Annotated in this window: 21 protein-coding genes and 1 pseudogene; 15 read left to right on the forward strand and 7 right to left on the reverse strand. The window is 62.9% G+C overall.

Annotation, left to right across the window (positions count from 1 at the left end; genetic code table 11):
• The 3 genes from ACFO3A_RS15375 to ACFO3A_RS15385 all read left to right on the forward strand — a co-directional run.
• Positions 1-329 (forward strand): MCP four helix bundle domain-containing protein (locus tag ACFO3A_RS15375; RefSeq protein ID WP_377728189.1); only part of this gene is annotated, 329 nt, incomplete at its 5' end.
• 65 nt (positions 330-394) lie between these two features.
• Positions 395-1,183, forward strand: a complete 789-nt coding sequence (gene dmpH / locus ACFO3A_RS15380; RefSeq protein WP_377728190.1) for a 2-oxo-3-hexenedioate decarboxylase — start codon at positions 395-397, stop codon at positions 1,181-1,183.
• A gap of 34 nt (positions 1,184-1,217) precedes the next feature.
• Entirely contained in the window at positions 1,218-1,409 is a 192-nt protein-coding gene (locus tag ACFO3A_RS15385) for a 2-hydroxymuconate tautomerase (RefSeq protein WP_377728191.1), read from the forward strand.
• Positions 1,410-1,524: 115 nt separating this feature from the next.
• Here ACFO3A_RS15385 and ccoG read toward each other — a convergent pair whose 3' ends face one another.
• A complete protein-coding gene (gene ccoG / locus ACFO3A_RS15390) occupies positions 1,525-2,919 on the reverse strand; it encodes a cytochrome c oxidase accessory protein CcoG (RefSeq protein WP_377728192.1) in 1,395 nt (464 codons plus the stop codon).
• A 229-nt stretch (positions 2,920-3,148) separates the two neighbouring features.
• Between ccoG and ACFO3A_RS15395 the strand changes: the two genes are divergently transcribed.
• The 11 genes and pseudogenes from ACFO3A_RS15395 to ACFO3A_RS15445 all read left to right on the forward strand — a co-directional run bounded on the left by ACFO3A_RS15395 (position 3,149) and on the right by ACFO3A_RS15445 (position 16,297).
• The gene (locus tag ACFO3A_RS15395; protein WP_377728193.1) at positions 3,149-4,579 is read left to right on the forward strand and encodes a sigma 54-interacting transcriptional regulator; all 1,431 of its coding nucleotides are present in this window, start codon (positions 3,149-3,151) and stop codon (positions 4,577-4,579) included.
• Positions 4,580-4,787: 208 nt separating this feature from the next.
• Positions 4,788-6,122 (forward strand): AmpG family muropeptide MFS transporter, encoded by a 1,335-nt coding sequence (locus ACFO3A_RS15400; RefSeq protein WP_377728194.1) that lies wholly within the window; start codon positions 4,788-4,790, stop codon positions 6,120-6,122.
• A gap of 206 nt (positions 6,123-6,328) precedes the next feature.
• A complete protein-coding gene (gene mads1, locus ACFO3A_RS15405) occupies positions 6,329-6,529 on the forward strand; it encodes a methylation-associated defense system helix-turn-helix domain-containing protein MAD1 (RefSeq protein ID WP_377728195.1) in 201 nt (66 codons plus the stop codon).
• A gap of 58 nt (positions 6,530-6,587) precedes the next feature.
• Complete coding sequence (locus ACFO3A_RS15410; protein WP_377728196.1) at positions 6,588-9,383, forward strand: class I SAM-dependent DNA methyltransferase; 2,796 nt, start codon at positions 6,588-6,590, stop codon at positions 9,381-9,383.
• On the forward strand, positions 9,380-10,144 hold the full coding sequence (locus ACFO3A_RS15415; protein WP_377728197.1) for a hypothetical protein: 765 nt from the start codon (positions 9,380-9,382) through the stop codon (positions 10,142-10,144). Before ACFO3A_RS15410 ends, ACFO3A_RS15415 begins: the two co-directional genes overlap by 4 nt.
• Positions 10,141-10,734, forward strand: a complete 594-nt coding sequence (locus tag ACFO3A_RS15420; RefSeq protein WP_377728198.1) for a DUF1016 N-terminal domain-containing protein — start codon at positions 10,141-10,143, stop codon at positions 10,732-10,734. Before ACFO3A_RS15415 ends, ACFO3A_RS15420 begins: the two co-directional genes overlap by 4 nt.
• Positions 10,731-12,185, forward strand: coding sequence for an ATP-binding protein (locus tag ACFO3A_RS15425; RefSeq protein ID WP_377728199.1), 1,455 nt, complete (start codon positions 10,731-10,733; stop codon positions 12,183-12,185). Before ACFO3A_RS15420 ends, ACFO3A_RS15425 begins: the two co-directional genes overlap by 4 nt.
• Before the next feature lie 210 nt (positions 12,186-12,395).
• A pseudogene (locus ACFO3A_RS15430) lies at positions 12,396-12,764 on the forward strand (DUF1016 N-terminal domain-containing protein); the annotation flags it as partial.
• 38 nt (positions 12,765-12,802) lie between these two features.
• Positions 12,803-14,893 carry a DEAD/DEAH box helicase gene (locus ACFO3A_RS15435; protein ID WP_377728200.1) on the forward strand — a complete coding sequence of 697 codons (2,091 nt, stop codon included), beginning with the start codon at positions 12,803-12,805 and terminating at the stop codon, positions 14,891-14,893.
• Positions 14,886-16,070 carry a GIY-YIG nuclease family protein gene (locus tag ACFO3A_RS15440; protein WP_377728201.1) on the forward strand — a complete coding sequence of 395 codons (1,185 nt, stop codon included), beginning with the start codon at positions 14,886-14,888 and terminating at the stop codon, positions 16,068-16,070. Before ACFO3A_RS15435 ends, ACFO3A_RS15440 begins: the two co-directional genes overlap by 8 nt.
• A gap of 2 nt (positions 16,071-16,072) precedes the next feature.
• Entirely contained in the window at positions 16,073-16,297 is a 225-nt protein-coding gene (locus ACFO3A_RS15445) for a hypothetical protein (RefSeq protein ID WP_377728209.1), read from the forward strand.
• Here ACFO3A_RS15445 and ACFO3A_RS15450 read toward each other — a convergent pair.
• Genes ACFO3A_RS15450 through ACFO3A_RS15475 form a run of 6 tightly spaced genes read right to left on the reverse strand, consistent with a single transcriptional unit; the run spans position 16,292 to position 21,086 of the window.
• Complete coding sequence (locus tag ACFO3A_RS15450; protein WP_377728202.1) at positions 16,292-16,993, reverse strand: dienelactone hydrolase family protein; 702 nt, start codon at positions 16,991-16,993, stop codon at positions 16,292-16,294. The two genes, ACFO3A_RS15445 and ACFO3A_RS15450, sit on opposite strands and share 6 nt — an antisense overlap.
• 17 nt (positions 16,994-17,010) lie before the next feature.
• On the reverse strand, positions 17,011-17,469 hold the full coding sequence (locus tag ACFO3A_RS15455; protein ID WP_377728203.1) for a hemerythrin domain-containing protein: 459 nt from the start codon (positions 17,467-17,469) through the stop codon (positions 17,011-17,013).
• A 37-nt stretch (positions 17,470-17,506) separates the two neighbouring features.
• Positions 17,507-18,148, reverse strand: coding sequence for an ABC-type transport auxiliary lipoprotein family protein (locus ACFO3A_RS15460; protein WP_377728204.1), 642 nt, complete (start codon positions 18,146-18,148; stop codon positions 17,507-17,509).
• A gap of 37 nt (positions 18,149-18,185) precedes the next feature.
• Complete coding sequence (locus ACFO3A_RS15465; protein WP_377728205.1) at positions 18,186-19,145, reverse strand: MlaD family protein; 960 nt, start codon at positions 19,143-19,145, stop codon at positions 18,186-18,188.
• Positions 19,146-19,164: 19 nt separating this feature from the next.
• On the reverse strand, positions 19,165-19,965 hold the full coding sequence (locus ACFO3A_RS15470) for an ABC transporter ATP-binding protein (protein WP_377728206.1): 801 nt from the start codon (positions 19,963-19,965) through the stop codon (positions 19,165-19,167).
• Positions 19,965-21,086 (reverse strand): MlaE family ABC transporter permease, encoded by a 1,122-nt coding sequence (locus ACFO3A_RS15475; protein WP_377728207.1) that lies wholly within the window; start codon positions 21,084-21,086, stop codon positions 19,965-19,967. The genes ACFO3A_RS15470 and ACFO3A_RS15475 overlap by 1 nt, the downstream gene beginning before the upstream one ends.
• Before the next feature lie 297 nt (positions 21,087-21,383).
• Between ACFO3A_RS15475 and ACFO3A_RS15480 the strand changes: the two genes are divergently transcribed.
• Positions 21,384-22,142, forward strand: coding sequence for a TSUP family transporter (locus ACFO3A_RS15480; RefSeq protein WP_377728208.1), 759 nt, complete (start codon positions 21,384-21,386; stop codon positions 22,140-22,142).
• Positions 22,143-22,325 lie beyond the last annotated feature (183 nt).

Raw genomic sequence — 22,325 nt, forward strand, 5'->3', positions numbered from 1 at the left:
TTGGCGAGCTGGATGCTCTGCTGGACCAGGCCTGGGGCAAGCTGGGGGTGTTGACCGGGACAGGGCCGGCGGACACTTTCAGCGCTGCGCTGGCGCATTACCGGCAGGTGCGGGCGCAGATGTTGCAGTTTGCCCGCCAGGAAAACTTTGAAGCCATCCGCCACTGGGTGCCGGAACAGGTGCGCCCGGCTTATGACCGCGTCAAGCAGACCCTGGGCGCCCTCGGCGGCAGCACGGGCCGCGACGTACCGGCCACCACGGCTGCTGCCCCGCAGCGCGGGCCGACGCTGGCCCTCCCGCCGTCCGACCGGGCCGCTCTGCCTGGCTGATCGCCCCCCCGATTTCCCCCCTATTTTTTTATTTTCCTGCCTGGAATTTTTTTGGAGTACCCACCATGGCACTGACCCCCGAAACCATCGCCCGGCTTGCCGAGCATCTGGAAACCTGCCAGCTAGAGGCCCGCGACACCCCCAAGATCACCGACGACCACCCGGACATGGACTGGGACGATGCCTATGCCATCCAGGACGTCATCCTGCAGCGTAAGCTGGCCCGGGGCGCCCGCGTCGTCGGCCTGAAGGCGGGCCTGACCTCGCACGCCAAGATGAAGCAGATGGGCGTGACCGACCCGGTGTTCGGCTTTCTGGTCGATGAATACACCCTGGCCGAAGGCGCCACGGTGAACACCGCCGAACTCATCCACCCCAAGGTGGAGCCGGAGATCGCCTTCGTCCTCAAGCACGCGCTGAAGGGGCCGGGCTGCCACATCGGCGCCGTGCTGGCGGCCACCGATTTCGTGCTGCCGGGCATCGAAGTGATCGACAGCCGCTACCGCGACTTCAAGTTCGACCTGAAAAGCGTGGTGGCCGACAACACCTCGGCAGCCCGCTTTGTCGTCGGCGGCCAGGCCGTGCGCCCCGAACAGGTGGACCTGCGCACCGTGGGCGTGGTGCTGGAGAAGAACGGCCAGCCCGTCGCCCTGGGCGCAGGCGCTGCCGTGCTGGGCCACCCGGCGGCGGCCATCGCCATGCTGGCCAACCACCTGGGGCGGCGTGGGCAGGAAATTCCGGCGGGCAGCCTGATTCTGTCCGGCGGCGTGACCGAGGCCGTTGCCGTGAATGCGGGCGACAACGTCACCCTGCGCGTGCAGGGCATGGGCAGCGTCTCGCTGCGCTTTGCCTGAGCGATTCGCTTCCCCCTTGTTTGAGGAAAACACCATGCCGTTTGCCCAGATCTACATGCTCGAAGGCCGCACCGAGGCGCAGAAAAAAGCCGTGATCGAGAAAGTCACCCAGGCGCTGGTGGAGGCCACCGACGCCCCCGTTGCCAATGTGCGCGTCTGGATTCAGGAGGTGCCCAAGGAGAACTGGGGCATCGCCGGCGTCAGCGCCAAGGAGCTGGGGCGCTGATCAATAAAAAGAGAGCTTCTTCCGCTGGTGAATGAACGATTTCAAGAATGTTTATCCTTGAAATCATTTGAATACCAGCGGTAGAAGCTTCTTTATTGATAGTTTCAGCAGGCCCTCAACGCGGCACCAGGAACATCGCCTTCTCCTGCACCTGCGCCGGGTGTTCCACCGCCTGCACCGTGAAGTAGACCGGGTGCGAACCCGGCGCGGCGCTGCCGTACGGAATGTGCAGTTGCACCGGCACCCAGCGCGAGGCGGTGGCCGGCACCTCGACGGTGGCGGTCGAGGCCACTTCCAGCCCCTCCAGCCCGTGGGCGTCGATGCGGTAGTGCTGGGCGGTTTCGGTGGCGTTCATGATCTGCAACTGGTAGACGTTCTCCAGCTTGCCGCCCGGCACCATGCGCGACAGTGCCGCGCGGTCGCGCACCACGTCCACCTTCAGCGGCGTGCGCAGCGCCAGGCTGACCATCATCGCCACGGCCAGGGCCAGCAGCACCGCGCCGTAGCCCAGCACGCGCGGGCGGAACACGCGGCGCAGCATCTGGTGGTTCGTCCAGCGCTGGCGGATGCCGTTCTGCGTGGCAAAGCGGATCAGGCCCCGGGCGTAGCCCACCTTGTCCATCACCGTGTTGCAGGCGTCCACGCACAGGCCGCAGCCGATGCACTCGTACTGCAGGCCGTTGCGGATGTCGATGCCCGTGGGGCAGACCTGCACGCACAGCGAGCAGTCGATGCAGTCGCCCAGCCCGGCGGCCTTGGGATCGACCTTCTTGCTGCGCACGCCGCGCGGCTCGCCGCGTTCGGTGTCGTAGGTGACGATGAGCGTGTCCTGGTCGAACATGGCGCTCTGGAAGCGGGCGTAGGGGCACATGTATTTGCACACCTGCTCGCGCATGTAGCCGGCAAAGCCGTAGGTGGCAAAACCGTAGAAGAACACCCAGAACAGCTGCCAGCCGCCCTGCCAGTGCAGGATTTCCGCGCCCAGGCTGCGGATCGGCACGAAAAAGCCGACGAAGGTGAAGCCCGTCCACAGCGCCACGCCAATCCAGGCCAGTTGCTTGAGGCCCTTCTTGAGCAGCTTCTCCGGCGAGGTCCACGGCGCCTTGTCCAGCCGCATCCGGGCGCTGCGGTCGCCTTCGATGCGGTTTTCCAGCCACATGAAGATTTCGGTATAGACCGTCTGCGGGCAACTGAAGCCGCACCACAGCCGCCCGGCCACCGCCGTGAACAGAAACAGCGACAGCGCCGACAGGATCAGCAGCCCCGTCAGGTAGATGAAGTCCTGCGGATACAGCACCAGGCCGAACAGGTAAAAGCGCCGCGCCCCCAGGTCGAACAGCACCATCTGGCGCTCGCCCCATTGCAGCCAGGGCAGGCCGTAGAACAGCAACTGGGTGGCGAACACCAGCACCCAGCGCCAGCGGTTGAACTTGCCGTCAATCGCACGGGGGTAGACCTTCTGCTTGGGGGCGTAGAAGCTCAGGTAGGGCTTGGATTTGTCATCGGACATAAGCGTCGGGCAGAGAACACAGGAAAAATTATTCTGAATCAAGCCCCGCAGCGAATAACCAAGCCCCTTGCTGCGATTAAAAAAACAATAAAAACAATTGGTTGAGTCTTTGCCTGCCCGGACGTTCTGCCAGGTGGTTGGTGTCAATGCTGACAATCGCTGCCATATTTGGCACTATCTGGCAGTAATTGCTTTTTTAGAGAACCTGTTCAGGTTCTTACCCCCTGTCATGACATTGCCCGACTCCCTGGATTTGCTCGCCACCTGGCTGGAAACCCTGCCCGAGCCCCACGTTCTGTTTGACGCCCAGTACCGCATCCTGGCGGCCAACAGCGCCTACCGGCAGGTGTTCGGGCAGGATGCCTCGGTACTCGGGCGCACCTGCTACGCCGTCTCGCACCACTCCAGCGTGCCGTGCGATCAGGCGGGCGAGGCCTGCCCGCTGGCCCGCGCCCAATACAGCGGCCAGTGCGAGCGGGTGCTGCATCTGCACCACACCAGCCGGGGGGAAGAATACGTCGCCATCGCCCTGCAGCCGCTGCGCACCGGGGCCGGGCCGGCGCAGTACTTTCTGGAAAAGATGGAGCTGCTGCCGCTGGGCCCGGCACAGGCCGGGCAGGCAGGGCTGCTCGGGCGTTCCCCGGCCTTTCGCGCCACGCTGGAATGGCTGGCCCGCGCCGGGGCCAGCAACGCCTGCGTCGTCCTGCACGGGGAACCGGGCACCGGCAAGGAACTGGCCGCCCGCGCCGTCCATGCCGCCAGCCCCCGGGCCGAACACCCCCTGGTCGTGGTGGACTGCGCGGGCCTGCCCGAAGCCTTGCTGGAAAGCGAACTGTTCGGCCAGGGCCGCACCGGCGTGCCCAGCCGCAACGGCCTGCTGGAAATGGCCCAGGGCGGCACCCTGCTGCTTCAGGACGTGGACAACCTGCCCCTGCTGCTGCAAACCCGGTTGCTGCGCCTGCTGGACAGCGGCACCTACCGGCGCGTGGGCAGCAGCGAATTGCGCCGCGCCGACGTGCGCATCATCGCCACCACCAGCGCCGACCTGGGCGCCCTGGTGCGCAACGGGCGCTGGCGGCCCGAGCTGTATTACCGCCTGAACGCCCTGCCCATCACCCTGCCGCCGCTGCGCGAGCGCGGGGCCGACGTCGTGCTGCTGGCCGACGACCTGCTGCAACGCCTGGCCCCCGGGGGCAAGCGCGTGCTTTCCGCCGCTGCGCAGCAGGCGCTGCTGCGCCATCCCTTCCCCGGCAACATGCACGAATTGCGCAACGTGTTGCAACGGGCGCTGCTGCTGACCGACGGGCGCAGCATCGGCGGCCCGGCCATGGCCCAGGCACTGGCCCTGGATGCGGCCCCGCCGCCGCCCCCGGCTGCGCCCAGCCGCACCACCTTGCGTGCCCGCGAAGCCGAAGCCCTGCACCAGGCCCTGCAACACACCAGCGGCACCCGCCAGGAACAGGCCCGCGCCCTGGGCGTGAGCGAACGCACCCTGTACCGGCGGCTCCGCGCCAGGGATGCTCTGCACGAATCGCGCAGCCAAGTGGAAGCTGCGGATCGGGATGGGCTGCAAGGCGCAAACCGCAGCAATAGCGGTGCTATTGCGAGGATTTGCAACGCCGCAGACGGCCCGATGCCGCAGATGTCCACGGCGCGATGATTCGTGCAGAGCGTCCCTAGGGAAGCCGCCCCTGGAAATGATTAAAAAAGTAGCTGTTTGCGCTTGTATGTATTGGATTTCATGGCTATTCAAATTGAAGTTCTTTTGAATAAGAGCGCATCCAGCTATTTTTTATGTAACACCTTCGCCACGTTGGCCGCCATCGCCCCTGCCTAAAATGGCAGCCTCCCGACCCTGCACTGCCGCCATGCCCATCGTCTCCCGCCTTCGCCGCGTCCTTTGCACCTGGCTTGCTCCCTTCAAGGTCTACCTCCAGCCTGCCAGCCTGCGGATGCTGGCGCTGGGGTTTTCGGCGGGGCTGCCACTGCTGCTGGTGCTGGGCACGCTGTCGTTCTGGCTGCGCGAGGCGGGCATCAACCGCACGACGATCGGCTACCTGTCCTGGGTCGGGCTGGCGTATGCCTTCAAGTGGGTCTGGTCGCCGCTGGTCGACCGGCTGCCGCTGCCCTGGCTCACGCGCCGGCTCGGGCGGCGGCGCAGCTGGCTGCTGCTGGCGCAGGCCTGCATTGCGCTGGGGCTGCTCGGCATGGGCTGGCAGGACCCGCAGCAGGCGCTCGCGCCCCTGGTGGGCTGCGCCCTGCTGGTGGCCTTTGGCTCGGCCACCCAGGACATTGCCCTGGATGCTTACCGCATCGAATCGGCGGACATGCAGGCGCAGGCAGCGCTGGCCGCCACGTACCAGACGGGCTACCGCCTGGCGATGATCTGGGCCGGCGCCGGTGTCTTGTGGCTGGCCGCGCTGGCGCAGGGCAGCGCCGGCGGCTACCAGCCCCAGGCGTGGCGGGTGGCCTACTGCGCCATGGCGGCCAGCATGGCCGTGGGCATGGTGACGGTGCTGCTGGCCCCCGAACCGCAGCCGCGTCCGCTGCCGCCCAGCCGCAATCTGCGCGAGTGGCTGCAAGGCGCTTTGATCGCACCGTTTGCCGACTTCATCGCCCGCTACCGCTGGCAGGCGGCGCTGGTGCTGGGCCTGATCGCGGTGTACCGCATCAGCGACGTGGTGATGGGCATCATGGCCAACCCGTTCTACGTGGATATGGGCTACACCAAGGAGCAGGTGGCCGCCGTCACCAAAATCTACGGCGTGGTCATGACCCTGGCCGGGGCCTTCGTCGGCGGCGCGATGGCGATGCGCTGGGGCGTGATGCGCGTGCTGATGCTCGGGGCGCTGCTGTCGGCCACCAGCAATCTGCTGTTTGCCTGGCTGGCCGGCCAGGGGCCGACGGTGCTGGGCCTGACCCTGGTGGTCAGCGCCGACAACCTGGCCGGGGGCATCGCTTCGGCGGCGTTCATCGCCTACCTGTCCAGCCTGACCAACGTGCAGTATTCGGCCACGCAATATGCGCTGTTCAGTTCGATGATGCTGCTGGCGCCCAAATGGCTGGCGGGGTTTTCCGGGCGCTTCGTCGATGCCTTCGGCTACAGCCCCTTCTTCATCGCCACGGCCTGCCTGGGGCTGCCGGTGCTGGTGCTGGTGGCGCTGGCCGCCCGTGTGCAGCCGGTAGGGCGGCAGGGTGGCTAGCACCGATAGCAACGACGCAGCAGGGCTGGGCAGAGCACATGGCCTTGCCATCGAGCTGGTGTTGCGAGGCTGCCGCCGGGCATGGGGAGCGGCCGAATCAATGGCTTCGCGCACATGAGTTTCGAGCTTCATTTGGCTGGATCGGATGGTAAACTTGGCCAAATTTTGGAAAACTTTGCCTTATAAGGCCAAACGAGCTGCCTGACATGAACCAAGCTGATAGTGAAATCCTCACGCTGGATGAAGTGGCGATCTACCTCAAGGCTGGGAAGAAGACCGTGTACCGGCTCGCCCAGCAGGGGGGGATACCGGGATTCAAGCTGGGCGGCACCTGGCGGTTTCGTCGCAGCGAATTGGATCGCTGGATTGCCGCGCAGATAGCCGAGAAAACGCAGGGCAAGACATGAGCACCCCGCAGAACAGCAGCAGCCAGGTGGTATCGCTCAGAGAGAGGGCGGCACGCCCATGAATGCCGTAGAAATCGAACAAGCCATCACTGACCTTGCGGAGCAGCCGTTCGACCGCACCGAGTTCCCCTATGCCTTTCTTGAAGCGTTCGGCAACAAGGCGACGACTCTCAAACGCCTGCGTGCCGGGGCGTCGAACAAGTCGGATCTGGGCGGCGTTCTCCAGACCAGCAACATCCACATCCTGACTTGCGACGCAGGGCGGGTGACGCAGACGCTGGCCGCCCTCAAGGCCAGCCCGGCGACAGGCAAGGCCAAAGCCAAGTTCATCCTTGCCACGGACGGTGCGGACTTCGAAGCCGAAGACCTGACCAGCGGCGAAACCGTCGCCTGTGCCTTCAAGGACTTTCCCGACCACTTCGGTTTCTTCCTGCCGCTGGCGGGCATCAGCACCGTCCGCCAGATCAGCGAAAACGCCTTTGACATCCGGGCCACCAGCCGCCTGAACCGCCTATATGTCGAGCTGCTGAAAGACAACCCCGCATGGGGCACGGCAGAGCGCCGCCACGACATGAATAAACTCATGGCGCGGCTGATCTTCTGTTTCTTCGCCGAAGACACCGACATCTTTATCGGCAGGGGGCGCTTCACCGACACCATCGCGCAAATGAGCGATCGCGATGCCTCCAATACGCACGAGGTCATCGCCACGCTATTCCGCGCCATGAACACAAAGCGTGAAGAACACGCCGCCGCTGGCATTCCGCGCTGGGCGGCAGAGTTTCCCTACGTCAACGGCGCATTGTTTTCTGGCAGCGACGAAGTGCCGCGTTTCAGCCGCATCGCCCGTAGCTACCTGCTGCATGTCGGCAACCTGGACTGGACAAAAATCAACCCGGACATCTTTGGCTCGATGATTCAGGCCATTGCTGAAGACGAGGAGCGCGGCGAGTTGGGCATGCACTACACCAGCGTGCCCAACATCCTGAAGGTGCTGAACCCGCTGTTCCTCGACGGCCTGCGGGAGAAGCTGGAGGAGGCGGGCAATAACGCCCGCACCTTGCTCAACCTGCGCAAGCGCATCGCCCGCATCCGCGTGTTCGATCCGGCCTGCGGCTCCGGCAACTTCCTGGTCATCGCCTATAAGGAAATGCGTGCCATCGAGGCCGAGATCAACCGGCGGCGCGGTGAACTGGATCGCGCATCAGAAATCCACCTCACCAATTTCCGAGGTATCGAGCTACGCGACTTTCCAGCCGAGATCGCCCGCCTTGCCCTGGTCATCGCCGAATACCAATGTGACGTGTTGTACCGGGGCCAAAAACTGGCCTTGGCCGAATTTTTGCCGCTGCGTCACGAAAACTGGATTAGCGCAGGTAATGCACTGCAACTGGATTGGGAGCAAGCCTGCCCAGCCAAAGGCATCAGCGTCAAATTGGTCGGAGATGATTTATTCCAAACACCATTGGAACAGACAGAAATAGATTTCAGTAACGAAGGCGGGGAGGTCTATCTTTGTGGCAATCCACCGTACCTTGGGTCGACTTGGCAGGACGCATCGCAGAAAGCAGATTTGCAGGCTGTGCTGGGGCAGCGCACTAATAGCTGGAAGTCGCTCGATTACGTGGCTGGCTGGTTTGTGAAAGCGGCGGATTATTGTGCTCATAATCCTGCCAGTGCGGCCTTTGTGTCTACCAACTCTATCTGCCAAGGACAGCAAGTACCTATTTTATGGCCGCTGATTTTTGAGACAGGTTGCCAGATTCACTTTGCCTATACGTCCTTTAAATGGGCCAATCTCGCTAGCCATAATGCGGGCGTAACCGTGGTGATCGTCGGGCTTTCTGCACAGCCACCGGTCTTGCGCAAGCTGTTTACAGAGACATCCGCAGAGAGCGGAAAGCAATTGGCCCTGAACGAAGTTGCAAACATAAATGCATACTTGGTTGCAGGAGCAAACACCATCATTGAAAAGTCTTCGCGCCCGCTTTCATTACGGGCTGAAATGAGCTTTGGCAATAAGCCAGTCGATGGTGGGCATTTGCTACTTTCTCGTACTGAAATCGATGCGCTTGGTTTGACGCAGGAGCAACAGGAACGCTTCATTCGCCGCACTTATGGTTCTGCAGAATTTATTCGTGGGTTGGAGCGTTATTGCTTGTGGATTGAAAACGAACATCTGATAGAAGCAGAATCCATACCGGAAATTGCGAAGCGTATTGAAGGTGTTCGAGCGATGCGTTTGTCCAGTCCTAAGCAAGCGACTGTGGAGTCTGCAACGGAGGCTCATCGTTTTGGAGAGGTACGACAAAAGGGTGTGGAAACAGTGCTTGTCGTTCCAAGCGTTTCCTCAGAGTCGCGTTATTACTTGCCCTGCGGCTTTGAGCCATCGGGCACTATCGTGACCAACCTCGCCTTCGCCCTCTACGACGCCCCGCTCTGGAACATGGCACTCATCGCCAGCCGCTTGCACCTGGTCTGGATCGCCACCGTCTGCGGCAAACTGGAAACGCGCTACCGCTACTCCAACACCCTCGGCTGGAACACCTTCCCCGTCCCAACCCTGACCGAAAAAAACAAGGCCGACCTTACGCGCTGCGCGGAGGACATCCTGCTGGCGCGGGAGCATCACTTCCCCGCGACCATCGCTGACCTCTACAGCCCCGAAAACATGCCCGCTGACCTGCGTGCCGCCCATGATCGCAACGACGAAGTGCTGGAGCGCATCTACATCGGTCGGCGCTTCAAGAACGACACCGAGCGGCTGGAAAAGCTGTTTGATCTCTATACCAAGATGACCGCTTCGGCTGCACTGGCCAAGGGCAAGAAGAGCAAAGCGGGAGTTATGCCATGAGGGCTGGCTTTAAATCTTCTTCGGAAATATTAAATGAAAAAATATCTCAGTGGATCATTAGTAAAATAAATTCGCTGAAAAGCCGTGCAAAATTCTCTTCAATTAACGCTATCAGATTCCTGCATTGGTCGAATAATATTTTTGATGTATCTCCCATTGTCGCGTCTTCCACTGCAATGCACGCCACTGAAGAAGCTGTTGCTGCATTTATTGCTGCAGCTCAAGTGCATGGGCATAAAGAGTATGCAAAGAAAATAAATTTGCACAACCATAAGCAAAAGGCGTTGATCTCGATTTTTGCGCAGCGGATGAGTCTTCTTTTGGCGCAGGGAAAAGTCTCAATCGCTATACACCCGAAACAGGATGTGTTGGCATACCGTGTGCTAACAGAGGAGGGTTATCACTATGACGCCTTGCATCTGAGTTCATTTCACATAGGCACTAAAGATGGTGAGGATAGTGGCATCTTGTTGGGTGATCCCCCATCGCTTGACGCTGTGGCGAATGAAGCAAATAGAGTTTCTCAAGCACGCAATAAAATTATGTATGCAACAGAGAATGGATTATCCACAGGTTTTATTAATCCAGAACGCGAGATTGCCAGAAATACAGCTTTATCTATTGGTTTGATTTGGGCGGCTGTAGATATGTATATGCATCCTGATCACAACAGACTGATTGTTGATCAAGTGTTGAGTGGCTTGGCTGAAGTTATGGCTAAGAATGGCCGCAAGAGTTGCGAGACGGAGGGCAATGCATGAGCGACAAACCTGTGAAGCTGACCCCTGCGCCCGAAGGCTATGCCGACTGGCTGGTCGAACTGAAATCGCAAATCCATGACGCCCAGCAACGTGCGGCACAGGCGCTTAATCTTGAACTGGTCGTGCTGTATTGGACAATCGGCAATGCCATTTTGGAGCGTCAAGACCGTCAGGGGTGGGGCGCAAAGGTTGTCGATCGTTTGTCGCAGGACTTGCGCTCGGCATTTCCTGAGATGCAGGGCTTTTCCGTCCGCAACCTGAAGTACATGCGTGCCTTCGCCCTGGGCTGGCCCGATTTGGCATTTGTGCAGCAGGTGTTGCACAAATTGCCCTGGGGCCACAACCTGGTTTTGCTGGACAAGCTGCCCGGCCCGAAAACCCGCAGGTGGTACTCCGCCAAAGCCATTGAGCACAACTGGTCGCGCAACGTGCTGGTGATGCAGTTGCTGGAGCGTATCTACATCGGCCGCCGCTTCAAGAACGACACCGAGCGGCTGGAAAAGCTGTTTGACCTCTACACCAAGATGACTGCTGTGGCTGCACCGGCTAAGGGCAAGAAGGTGACAACATCAAGAAGGAAATCGCCATGAGCGATGCACGCACATTGGCATTGATTGGCGAGTTGCTCGCGCTGCCTGCCGAAACGGCATGGGTGGAGTTCAAGGAGAACAATACCGATGCCGAGATGATCGGCAAGCGCATTTCGGCCTTGTCCAATGCAGCGCGGCTGGCGGACAAGCCTTTTGCTTATCTGCTGTGGGGGGTGCGTGATGCCGATCATGCTGCCATTGGCACGGCGTTTGAGCCAACCAGCGCCAAGCAGCAAGGGCAGCCGCTGGAATTGTGGTTGGCGCAGCGCTTGCAACCGGCGGTTGTCTTCGATTTCAAGGCGGTGGACTACCACGGCGTGCGCCTGGTGCTGCTGGAGATTCCGGCAGCGACCAACAGCCCCGTGGAGTTTGACCGCCAAGCGCATATCCGTATCGGCAGCGCCACGCCCAAGCTGTCCGACCACCCGGAGCGACTGAAGGCGCTGTGGGCAAGGTTGCAGCCGTATGCCTGGGAGGCAGGGATTGCTGCGCAATTCCTGAATGGCGATGCGGTGCTGGAAAGGCTGGATTACGCGGTCTATTTCGACTTGACCGGCCAGTCCTTGCCGGACAACCGCGCCGGCATTTTCGAAAAGCTGGCTGCGGATGGTTTGATACAGGCCGATGTGGGCGGCTACTGGAATATCACCAACCTGGGTGCGGTGCTGTTCGCCAGGCGGTTGACGGATTTTCCGCCGACCATTGCCCGCAAGGCGATTCGCTTCGTTGCTTATGATGGCCTGGGCCGAGCGGATGTGGTGACGCATCGTCGAGACGTTCAGAGGGGTTACGCCGCCGGATTCTCGGAGTTGGTGGATTACATCGACGGGCTGATTCCACGCAATGAATACATCGGCAAGGCTTTTCGCCAGCAACAGCCGCTGTATCCAGCCATCGCCATCCGTGAGCTGGCTGCCAATGCGCTGATCCACCAGGACATGACCATCCGGGGCACTGGCCCGCTGGTGGAGATGTTCAAGGACAGACTGGAGATCACCAACCCTGGGCAGCCTCTGGTGCAGCCGGAGCGGTTTCTCGACTTTCCGCCGCGCTCGCGCAACGAGGCGCTGGCCGCGCTGATGCGCCGCATGCGGCTGTGCGAGGAGCAGGGCACCGGCATTGACAAGGTGCTGGTGGCGGTGGAACTGCACCAGCTGCCGCCGCCAGACTTTCGGGTCGAGGGGGAGGCGGTGCGGGCCGTGCTGTATGCGCCGCGCCGGTTCGCCGAGATGACGCCGCAGGAGCGTGTGCGGGCTTGCTACCAGCATGCGGCACTCAAGCATGTCAGCGGCCAGCGCATGACCAATGCCAGCCTGCGCGAACGGATGGGCATCGACCCGCAGAACGCCGCCCAGGCGTCGGCCATCATCAAGCTGGCTTTGGGGCAAGTGCTGATCCGCCCGGCGGATGCTGCGCATCCCAGGGCGGGCTATGTGCCGTTCTGGGCGTAGGGGTGAGTGGGTTTTGATCGGGATTTGATTCTGCTTGGAGCTTGGATGGATGTCGGGTGATAAAATCCGAAAAAATAAAATGAAAACAATAACTTGCAATGCTTTCGCGGTAAAGAAAAGTTTTGATCGGGTTTTGATTGGAACTGCGTCTGATGGCTTGTGCCACAGCTTGTGGCACAACTGCCGTGAGCAGGGCACAGGGAGAGCCGGATGAGTGACAAACCCGTCAAGCTGACACTAGCGCCCGAAGGCTACGCCGACTGGCTGGCCGACTTGAAAACCCGCATCCACACCGGCCAGCAACGCGCCGCGCTGGCGGTCAACCGTGAGCTGGTGCTGCGGTACTGGCAGATTGGTCAGGACATCCTGGCGCGGCAGGCCGCGCAGGGTTGGGGCGCGAAAGTCATTGAGCGGCTGTCGCAGGACTTGCGCTCGGCATTTCCCGAGATGCAGGATTTTTCGGTTCGCAACCTGAAGTACATGCGGGCTTTTGCCTTGGGCTGGCCCGAACTGCCATTTGTGCAGCAGGTGTTGCACAAATTGCCCTGGGGCCACAACCTGGTTTTGCTGGACAAGCTGGGGGACGAAGCCAATACATCCAATGCGGACGACGAGTCATGACCGATAACCTCAACAACCAGCACGCCGTCCCCTCCGTCTGCGTCACCTATGCACGCAGCGGCGCATCAACCAAGGCCAATGCCCTTGGGATGCGGCCCATGCAGGAGCGGGCCTTTGAAAAGCGCGGCGAGCAATACCTGCTCATCAAGTCGCCGCCCGCATCGGGCAAGAGCCGGGCGTTGATGTTTGTGGCACTCGACAAACTTGAGAACCAGGGCTTGAAGCAGGCCATCATCGTCGTGCCCGAGAAGTCCATCGGCGCCAGCTTCAACGACGAGCCGCTGTCGAAGTACGGCTTCTGGGCCGACTGGCAGGTTGAACCCAAGTGGAATCTGTGCAACGCGCCGGGCAACGACAACGGCGGCAAGGTCAAGTCGCTGGGCGCGTTCCTCGAAAGCGACGACAAGGTGCTGGTCTGCACCCATGCGACCTTCCGCTTCGCGGTGGATGCCTATGGCGTCGAAGCGTTTGACGACCGCCTGATCGCGGTTGATGAGTTCCACCATGTGTCGGCGAACCCGGACAACAAGCTGGGCCAGCATCTGGGGCAGTTCATCGCGCGGGACAAAACGCACATCGTCGCCATGACCGGCTCCTACTTCCGGGGCGACGCGGAGGCCGTGCTTGCGCCGTCGGACGAATCGAAGTTCGATACCGTCACCTACACCTACTACGAGCAGCTCAACGGCTACGAATACCTCAAGCAGCTCGACATCGGTTACTTCTTCTACAGCGGCCCTTATGTCGATGACATTCTCAATGTCCTCGACCCTGCCGAGAAGACCATCATCCACATCCCCAACGTCAATTCGCGCGAGAGCACGAAGGACAAGATGCGCGAGGTGGAGCACATCATCGAGGCGCTGGGCGAGTGGCAGGGCATCGACCCTGCCACCGGCTTTCAGCTCGTCAAGCGTCCACCAGGTACTCCAGATGCCGGCCGCGTATTGCGCATCGCCGATCTGGTCGATGACGATGCCTCGAAGCGTGACCGCGTTTCTGCCGCGTTGAAAGTCCCGGCGCAGAAGAGCAACCGCGACCACGTAGACATCATCATCGCGCTGGGCATGGCGAAGGAAGGCTTCGACTGGATTTGGTGCGAACACGCGCTGACCGTGGGCTACCGCGCCAGTCTGACCGAGATCGTGCAGATCATTGGCCGCGCCACCCGCGATGCGCCCGGCAAGACCCGAGCAAGGTTCACCAATCTGATTGCCCAGCCGGATGCAGCTGAGGAAGCTGTCACCGAGGCCATCAACGATACGTTGAAGGCCATCGCGGCAAGCCTGCTGATGGAGCAGGTTCTTGCGCCGCGCTTCGAGTTCAAGCCCAAGAATCCCGACAACGCTCCGATGCCAGGCTTCAACTATGGCGAGGGTGGTTACGACCCGGATCGCTGCAACATCGGCGTCAATGAGCAGACAGGAACCTACCAGATCGAGATCAAAGGCCTTGCCGAACCCAAGAGCAAGGAGGCGACGCGTATCTGCCAGGAAGACCTGAACGAAGTCATCGCGGCTTTTGTGCAGGACAAACCCACCATCGAGCGCGGCCTGTTCGATGAGGAGCTGGTGCCCGAGGAACTGACGCAGGTTCGCATGGGCAAGATCATCAAGGACAAGTATCCCGAGCTTGACGTCGAAGATCAGGAGGCGGTGCGTCAGCACGCCATCGCCGCCCTCAACCTCACGCAGCAGGCCAAGCGGCTTGTCACCGAAGGCACGGGTATGAACGTGGACGGAGGGTTGCCCAACATTGCCTTGATTCATGGCGTGCGCCGCTTCGCAATGGACGTGCGCGAGCTGGACATTGACCTGATCGACCGCATCAACCCCTTCGGCGAAGCCTACGCCATCCTTGCCAAGACCATGAGCGAGGACAGCTTGAAACAGGTGGCGGCGGCTATCTCGGGCAAGCGCACCTCAATCACCCCTGAAGATGCCAAAGCCATCGCCATACGCGCGGTTGGGTTCAAACGGGAGCGCGGGAGGGCACCATCGGTAACTTCCCAGGATGCCTACGAGAAGTACCTCGCCGAAGGCGCGGCTGCCTTCATGCGTTTCAGAGCGGAGGGGCGCTATGAGTAATGCCGATCTTGACGATCTGGCGGCGGAGCTGGCCGAGTTCGCACCGCCTGAGAAGAAGGGCGGCCGGTCAGCCAGTGAGGAGCGCGTCATCGCGGGCTTCGAGGACATCCAGCGGTTCCATGAGCAGCATGGCCGCGTGCCGCAGCACGGTGAAGACCGCGACATATTCGAGCGCCTGTACGCCGTGCGGCTGGATCGTTTGCGTGTGCTTCCGGATTGCCGCGCCTTGCTGGAGCCGCTGGATCATCAGGGCCTGCTTGCGGGGGCGTCTACCGCTGCCGCTTGGGCAGATGAAGCCATCGACATCGACGATCTGGCCGCCGAGCTGGGCGATGTTGCCGGCTCGGACGACATCACCGTCTTGCGCCATGTCCGAACCAACGCCGAAAAGCGTGCTGCCGAGAACATCGCGGATCGCAAGCCTTGCGAAAACTTCGAGACCTTCCAGCCCTTGTTCGAGCGCGTGCAGGCGGAAGTCAAAACCGGTATGCGCCAGTCGCAGCCCATCACAGCGGAAAACCGTGCGATTGAGGCCGGGGATTTTTTCGTTCTCGATGGCCTCACGCTTTACGTCGCCGAGGTCGGCGAACCGCTGAAGACGACGGCCAGGGAGGTAGATCGACGCCTGCGCCTCATCTTCTCCAATGGCACCGAAAGCAATCTGCTGCTGCGTTCGCTCCAGCGTGCGTTCTATGACGACTCCGCCGCACGGCGGCTGGCTTCGCCCGAGAGCAGGCAACTTTCCTTCGGTGGAGAGCTTGAGGCCGATGATGTCGAAAGCGGCACGATCTACGTCCTGCGCTCCCTCTCCGATCACCCCTATGTCGCACAGCACCGCGACATCATCCACAAGGTAGGCGTGACCGGGGGCAGGGTGGAGACGCGCATCGCCAATGCCGAGAACGAAGCAACTTACCTGCTGGCGAAGGTCGAAGTGGTGGCGACCTACAAGCTCGCGGGCATCAATCGCACCCGGATGGAGAACCTGTTCCACAGGCTGTTCGCGCCCGCGCGGTTGAACATCATCATCAATGACCGATTCGGCCATCCTGTGCAGCCCGAGGAGTGGTTTCTCGTTCCTCTGTTCGTGATCGATGAGGCTGTTGCGCGGATCAAAGATGGCAGCATCACCGACTACGTGTACGACCCCAAGGCCGCGAAGCTGGTGAAGGCTTGAATGTGGCGTTGATGTTGCGCCAGCACGTTTATGGGCTGGCCCTGGTCGTCAGCGCCGACAATCTAGTGGGGTTTTCCGGGCGCTTCGTCGATGCCTTCGGCTACAGCCCCTTCTTCATCGCCACGGCCTGCCTGGGGCTGCCGGTACTGGTACTGGTACTGGTACTGGTGCTGGTGCTGGTGCTGGTGGCGCTGGCCGCCCGCGTACAGCCGGTAGGGCGGTCATGATGGTTGGCGCTGCGCCAGGTGCTGGTCGAAGAAGGCCAGGGTGCGGTCTTTGGCCTGCACCGCGCTGTCGTGGTCGTAGCTGGAGCGCAGGTCGCAGTTGAAGCCGTGATCGGCGTCGTAGAGGTGGGTTTGCACCCGGGGCTGGACATGGGCAAATTCCAGCACGCTAGGCAGCGCGATGATGGTGTCGCGCCGGCCAAAGTGGGCCTGCACCGGGCAGCCGGGCTGGCGGGCGCGTTCCCGCGCCTCGGTCATGCCGCCGCCGTAGTAGCAGACGGCGGCGGAAATCTCCGGCAGCTGCTCTGCGGCCCGCCACGTCACCAGTCCGCCCCAGCAGAAGCCGACCATGCCGACCTTGCACGGGGCCTGTGCCATGGCCCATTGGGCGGCGGCCTGTACCTGCTGCAGGATGGCGCCGGGCATGGCCTCGGCCTGGGCCTTGTACTGGCGGCCCTGGGCAACGTCGGCATCGGTATAGCCCAGGTCCAGGCGCGGGGTGAAGCGGGCGAACAGATCCGGGGCAATGGCCAGAAAGCCGCGTGCGGCCATGCGGTCGGTAACGGCGCGGATATGGCGATTGACGCCAAAAATCTCCTGCGCCACCACCACGGCGCCGCGCAGGGGGCCGGACGGATGGGCCGCCCAGGCGGAAAACCCGGCCCCGTCCGCCGCAGTCAGGTCAAGCCACTGTCCCACCGTCGTATTCCTCCGGGTCAGGCCGCGCAGCCGCAGCCGGAGACCGCTGGCGCTGCCACCGGGAGGGCGGCCGGGGCGGCATGGATGTCGAACCCGGTGCTTTGCAGGTGGTAGACCAGGGCCGCATCCATGGTCTTGGCGTGGTAGCTGAACCAGTTGGCCAGGTCGGGGATCATCGCCCGGATGGCGGCCAGATCGCCCTGTGCCCCCTTGGCCGCGCCTTCGCGCAGGATGTCCAGCACCGCCTGGTGCTGGTGCAGGTGGCAGTTGTCCGGGGCAAAGCCGGTGGCCAGCATCCAGCGGTCTTCCATGCCGAAGTGGCCTTCGGTGTGGGTGATGATGGTGTGCCACAGCGCCGGCAGCGCGGCATCGTCGGCCTGCTCGGCCTGGGCCAGCAAGTCCACGAATTCGCGATGCACGGTGTCAAGCTCGGGCAAGTCCAGTTGCAGTTTGTCGTCCCATTCCAAGGCCGCCATAGGGGTGCGCTCCATCCAGCAAAAAAAGAGGCCAAGCTTAACGGTTGGCAGCGGACTGGCGCAACCACGCCACCAGTTGCTGGCCCAGGCTGTCCAGGGCCTGGGACAGCGCCTTGGCCCCGCCCGCAGCATCGGCGCTGGCCGCCGGGGTGGTGACGCTGAAGACCTGCTGGCCCAGCAGCACTTCGCCCGCTGGCCGGTGGCCCAGCAAGGTGGCCCGCAGGCGCACCTTGGCAACACTGTGTTCGGGCTGGTCGAATACCTGCTCGAACTCTTCCAGCGCCAGCAGCAGCACCGGGGGCTGCTGCCCGGCCACGCGGGGGGGAATGCGCCCGCCTTCGGCGCTGAGAACCACCCGCTGGCCCTGGCTGAGCCAGTGGCGCAGGCGCTCCTGCACCAGCAGCTCCGGCGGCAGGCTCCAGCTGGCCTGGCTGTAGGTGTGCAAGTTGTGCGGCTGGGCGTAGGCCAGGCGGTAATACATGGCGGTGGTGCTGCCTTCGGCCTGCCAGGGCGCCTGGATGTCGGTCAGCACCAGGGCGGCCGGTTCGGCGGGCACGGTCACGTCCACCAGGGCAGCGGCGCCCAAGTCGTAGCGTGCAGGCTCTTTCGGCGGGGTGGGCAGGCTTTGGCAGGCGGCCAGCAACAGGGCGGCCAGCAGGGGAGACAAACGCAGCAACATAAGCATTCTTTCTAAGAACGTGTTTACGTTCTCATCATCAAGGTGCCGGCACCGGCGGGGTAAAGCCCGGTTCCCCCGGGCCGGGGCGCACCAGGCCATTGCCGTAGATCAGCGATTGCGGATTGGCATCGATGTTCGCCATGGTGCGGCCCATCTGGCGCGAGGCCAGGCCCAGGTCGCCCGTGGCCCGCTGGATGCCCGGCAGGGTGTAGCGCTCGAACCGCTGGGCCGATTGCGCCACCGATTGCGTACCGGCCTGCAGTTGGGCCAGCACCCCTTCGGGTGCCTGCAGCTGTTCGGCCAGCTGGCCGATCTGCTGCCCGGCAGCGTTCAGCGTCTGCAGGCTGGTGCGTGTGTCCTGCACCAGGGCGGGCAGCGCCTGCAGTACGGGGTCGACCCCATGCTCCAGGCTGTGTTCGGCCCGGCGGCTGACTTGCTGCAGGGCCACGCTGGTCTGGTTCAGGTTGTCCAGCAACTGGCTGAACCGCACCTGGTTGGCGTCGCCCAGCAGGCGGTTCAGGCGCTCGGCGGCTTCGTCGGCCCGGCTCAGAATCATCATGCCCTGGTCGGAGAGTACGGTCAGCGGCGAGGATTTCATCGGCAGCCGGGGCAGGCCGCTGGGGCCGACCGGCAGGACGGGACTGGGGCCGCTTTGGTCGTCCAGCTGCACGTGGGCGATACCGGTCACTCCCTGGTAGCCCAGCTGGGCGTAGGTGTAGCCGGGCTGGACGGGCGCCTCGCTATCGACGGCAATGCGGATCAGCAGGTTGCCGTTGTGTTCGCGGTCGAAGCCGATGTGGGTCACCTTGCCCACGGCCACGCCCTTGTAGCGCACGGTGGCCTGGGGCTGCAGGCCGCTGATGGCGTCGCTGGTGGACAGCTCGTAGCTGGTGTATTGGCGCTGATCGCGCGTCAGCCACAGGGCCAGGCCAATCAACATGCTGGCCAGCGCCAGCATGAAGATGCCGGCGGCCATGGCGTGGGATTTGTTTTCCATGGGGCATCTGCTCCTTTTTTTAGGCCGAAGCCGGGGCTGAAACGGGGGGCGGGGCCATGGCCCGGCGGCCGCGCTCGCCCTGGAAGAAGGTGGAGGTGAAGGGGTGGTCGAATTGCGCCACTTCCTGCGCCGTGCCGCTGACCAGCACGCGCTTTTCCGCCAGCACGGCCACGCGGGTGGACAGGGCAAACAGCGTGTCCAGATCGTGTGTGACCATGACCACGGTCAGGCCCAGTCCGGCGTGTAGCTGGCGCAGCAGGTCGCAAAATTCGTCCGAGCTGGTCGGGTCCAGCCCGGCCGTGGGCTCGTCGAGCAGCAGCAGCGGCGGGTCCATGATCAGCGCCCGGGCCAGCGCCACGCGCTTGATCATGCCGCCGGACAGATCGGCCGGATTGCGTGTGGCGTGTTCGGGCTTGAGGCCGACCATCTGCAGCTTGACCATGGCGGCTTCGCGCACCACGGCATCGGGCAGGCCGCCCTGTTCGCGCAGGGCGAAGGCGATGTTGTCCAGCACGTTGAAGGCCGAATACAGCGCCCCGTGCTGGAACAGCATCCCCACCCGGGCCGAGGCACCCTCGCGGCACAGCTCGGCCGCCGGGCGGCCCAGGGTGGTGACGCGGCCCTTGCCGGGTGTGAGCAGGCCCAGAATCTGGCGCAGCAGCACGGTCTTGCCCGTGCCGGAGCCGCCGACGATGGACAGCATTTCGCCCCGCTGCACCTGCAGGCACAAATCCTGGTGAACGGCAAAGGCCTGCTCGCCCTGGCCGAAAATGCTCCACAGGTGGTCGATGTCGATCATCGTCTCAGCGTTGGCGGCCATCAGAACCCCACATCCTTGAAGGCGATGGCGAACACCGCATCCACCAGGATGACCATGGTGATGGAGGTGACCACCGAGGCCGTCGTCCCGGCGCCCAGGCTTTGCGTATTGGGCTTGACACGCAGGCCCCAGTGGCAGCCGATCAGCGCAATCCAGACGCCGAAGACCATGGCCTTGATGCTGGCCAGCCACAGGTTGCTCACTTCCACCGCGCTGGGCAGCGCCTGCCAGAAGTAGGCCGGGGAAATGCCCATGACCAGGTCGGAGGCGACCACGCCGCCCATCAGCGCCGCCAGCGTCGTCCACAGGCTGACCAGCGGCATGGCCAGCGCCAGCGCCATGGCCCGGGGTAGCACCAGGCGGAAACCGTGGGAAATGCCCATGACCCGCATGGCATCCAGCTCCTCGGTCACGCGCATCACGCCGATCTGCGCCGTGATGGCCGAGCCGGAGCGCCCCGCCACCAGAATGGCCGCCAGCAGCGGCCCCAGCTCCCGGATCAGCGAGATGCCCAGAATATTGACGATGAACGCCTCGGCGCCGAACTGGCGCAATTGCAGCGCCATCAGGTAGGCCAGCACCACGCCGATCAGAAAACCGACCAGGGCGGTAATCGGCAGCGCGGTGGCGCCCATGTTGAACAGGTGGCCGGAAAAATCGCGCCATGGCCCCTTGTGCGGCGCTCGCAGCAGGCGCAGCGCATCCAGCCAGAGCTGGCCGACAAGCAGCAGCAGGTCACGTCCATGCACGAGCGCCGCCAGGATCAGGGTGCCGAACTTTTCCACCGTGCGGCCAAAGTAGTACGGCGCGGCGGGGACGGCAGCGGTGCTGGCAAACTGGGCCACGCGTTGCAGCATGGCGCGTTGGGCGGCGCTGGCGTGCAGTTGCGCCGGCCATTGGCCCTGCCAGTGGCGCCACAGCAACTGGGCGCCGAGGTGGTCGAACCAGGCCAGTTGCGTCAAGTCCCAGGCGGCGGTCGTGTCGGTCCCCGCGAGCTGGCGCTGCATCTGCTGCCACTGTCCGCGCTGGCCCAGCTCGGCCGCGCCCCAGCGGCCCAGCAGGACGACCCTGGGCCCAGCATCGGCCGTCTGGTGTTCAAGGCGGGGAGTAGCGTTGGTCATGGGGGGCCGGTTTTAGCACAATTTGTCGCAATACCTTCGCTGGTCGGCGGTGACCGGCATCGTGGCTGGCGATTTCACCCTAGGGAAAACGCTGTCTTATAGAAGACTGATCTGGGGTTAAAGTCTCGCCACTTCTAGCGCTGTGGGACAACGGCGCACGGAGGGCCCGAGGAGACAACTCGATCCATAACTAGAATTTTTTATTCCAAGCACCCGCCATGAGGTGTTCTTTTTTGCTCTAGCGCCGGTTTATCCGGCGCTTTTCTTTTGGAGCGTAAACACGTTCTTAGGTGTTCCATGGAGTGGATCGTCATTTCCCTGGCGTCGGCGCTGGCCGGCATGGTCGATGCCATCGTCGGCGGCGGCGGGCTGATTTTGCTGCCCGCGCTGTTTGCCGTGTTTCCCGGGGCGGCCCCGGCCACCCTGTTCGGGACGAACAAAAGCGCCGCCATCTGGGGCACTGCCGTGGCCTCGTGGCAATACAGCCGCCGTGTCGCGGTACGCTGGCCGGCCCTGCTGCCGGGCGTGGCCACCGCCCTCGTGGGCGCCTTCGCCGGGGCGTGGAGCGTGACGTTGATCGACCCGGGCTTTCTGCGCAAGCTGCTGCCGGTCATTTTGCTGGCGCTGTTCGTCTACACCCTGGCGAAAAAGGAGCTGGGCCGCACCCACGCCCCGCTGTTCAGTGGCCGGGCCGAGCAGGTGCGCACGGCGCTGATCGGGCTGGTGATCGGGTTTTACGACGGTTTTTTCGGCCCCGGCACGGGCAGCTTCTTTGTCTTTCTGTTCGTGCGCCTGCTGGGCTATGACTTCCTGAACGCCTCGGTCGGCGCCAAGCTGCTCAATCTGGCGACGAACATTGCCGCCCTGGTGCTGTTTGCCGCCAAGGGCCATGTTTGGTGGCATTTCGCCCTGCCGCTGGCGCTGGCGAATGTGCTGGGCAGCCTGCTGGGCAGCTGGCTGGCCTTGCGCCACGGCACGGCGTTCGTGCGGGTGATCTTCATCGTCGTGGTCGGCAGCTTGATCGTGAAAACGGGGTGGGATGCGTTTTTGGCGTAATCAGCGCACGGCGCCAGGTTGGCGTCTTCCTGTTTGACCAGGCCGAAGCTGGCGGCCTTAGATGTTTGATCCCAGGTTTTAATGGTGCAATCTTTTCCCTTGAATGGAAGGAAGCGCTATGGGCCAGGTTCTGCACGGGAGCGCCAGGACGACGGAGGCAATCCGTCGAACAATACAAAATAG

The organism is Comamonas nitrativorans, from assembly GCF_042654765.1.
Lineage (GTDB): Bacteria > Pseudomonadota > Gammaproteobacteria > Burkholderiales > Burkholderiaceae_C > Comamonas > Comamonas nitrativorans.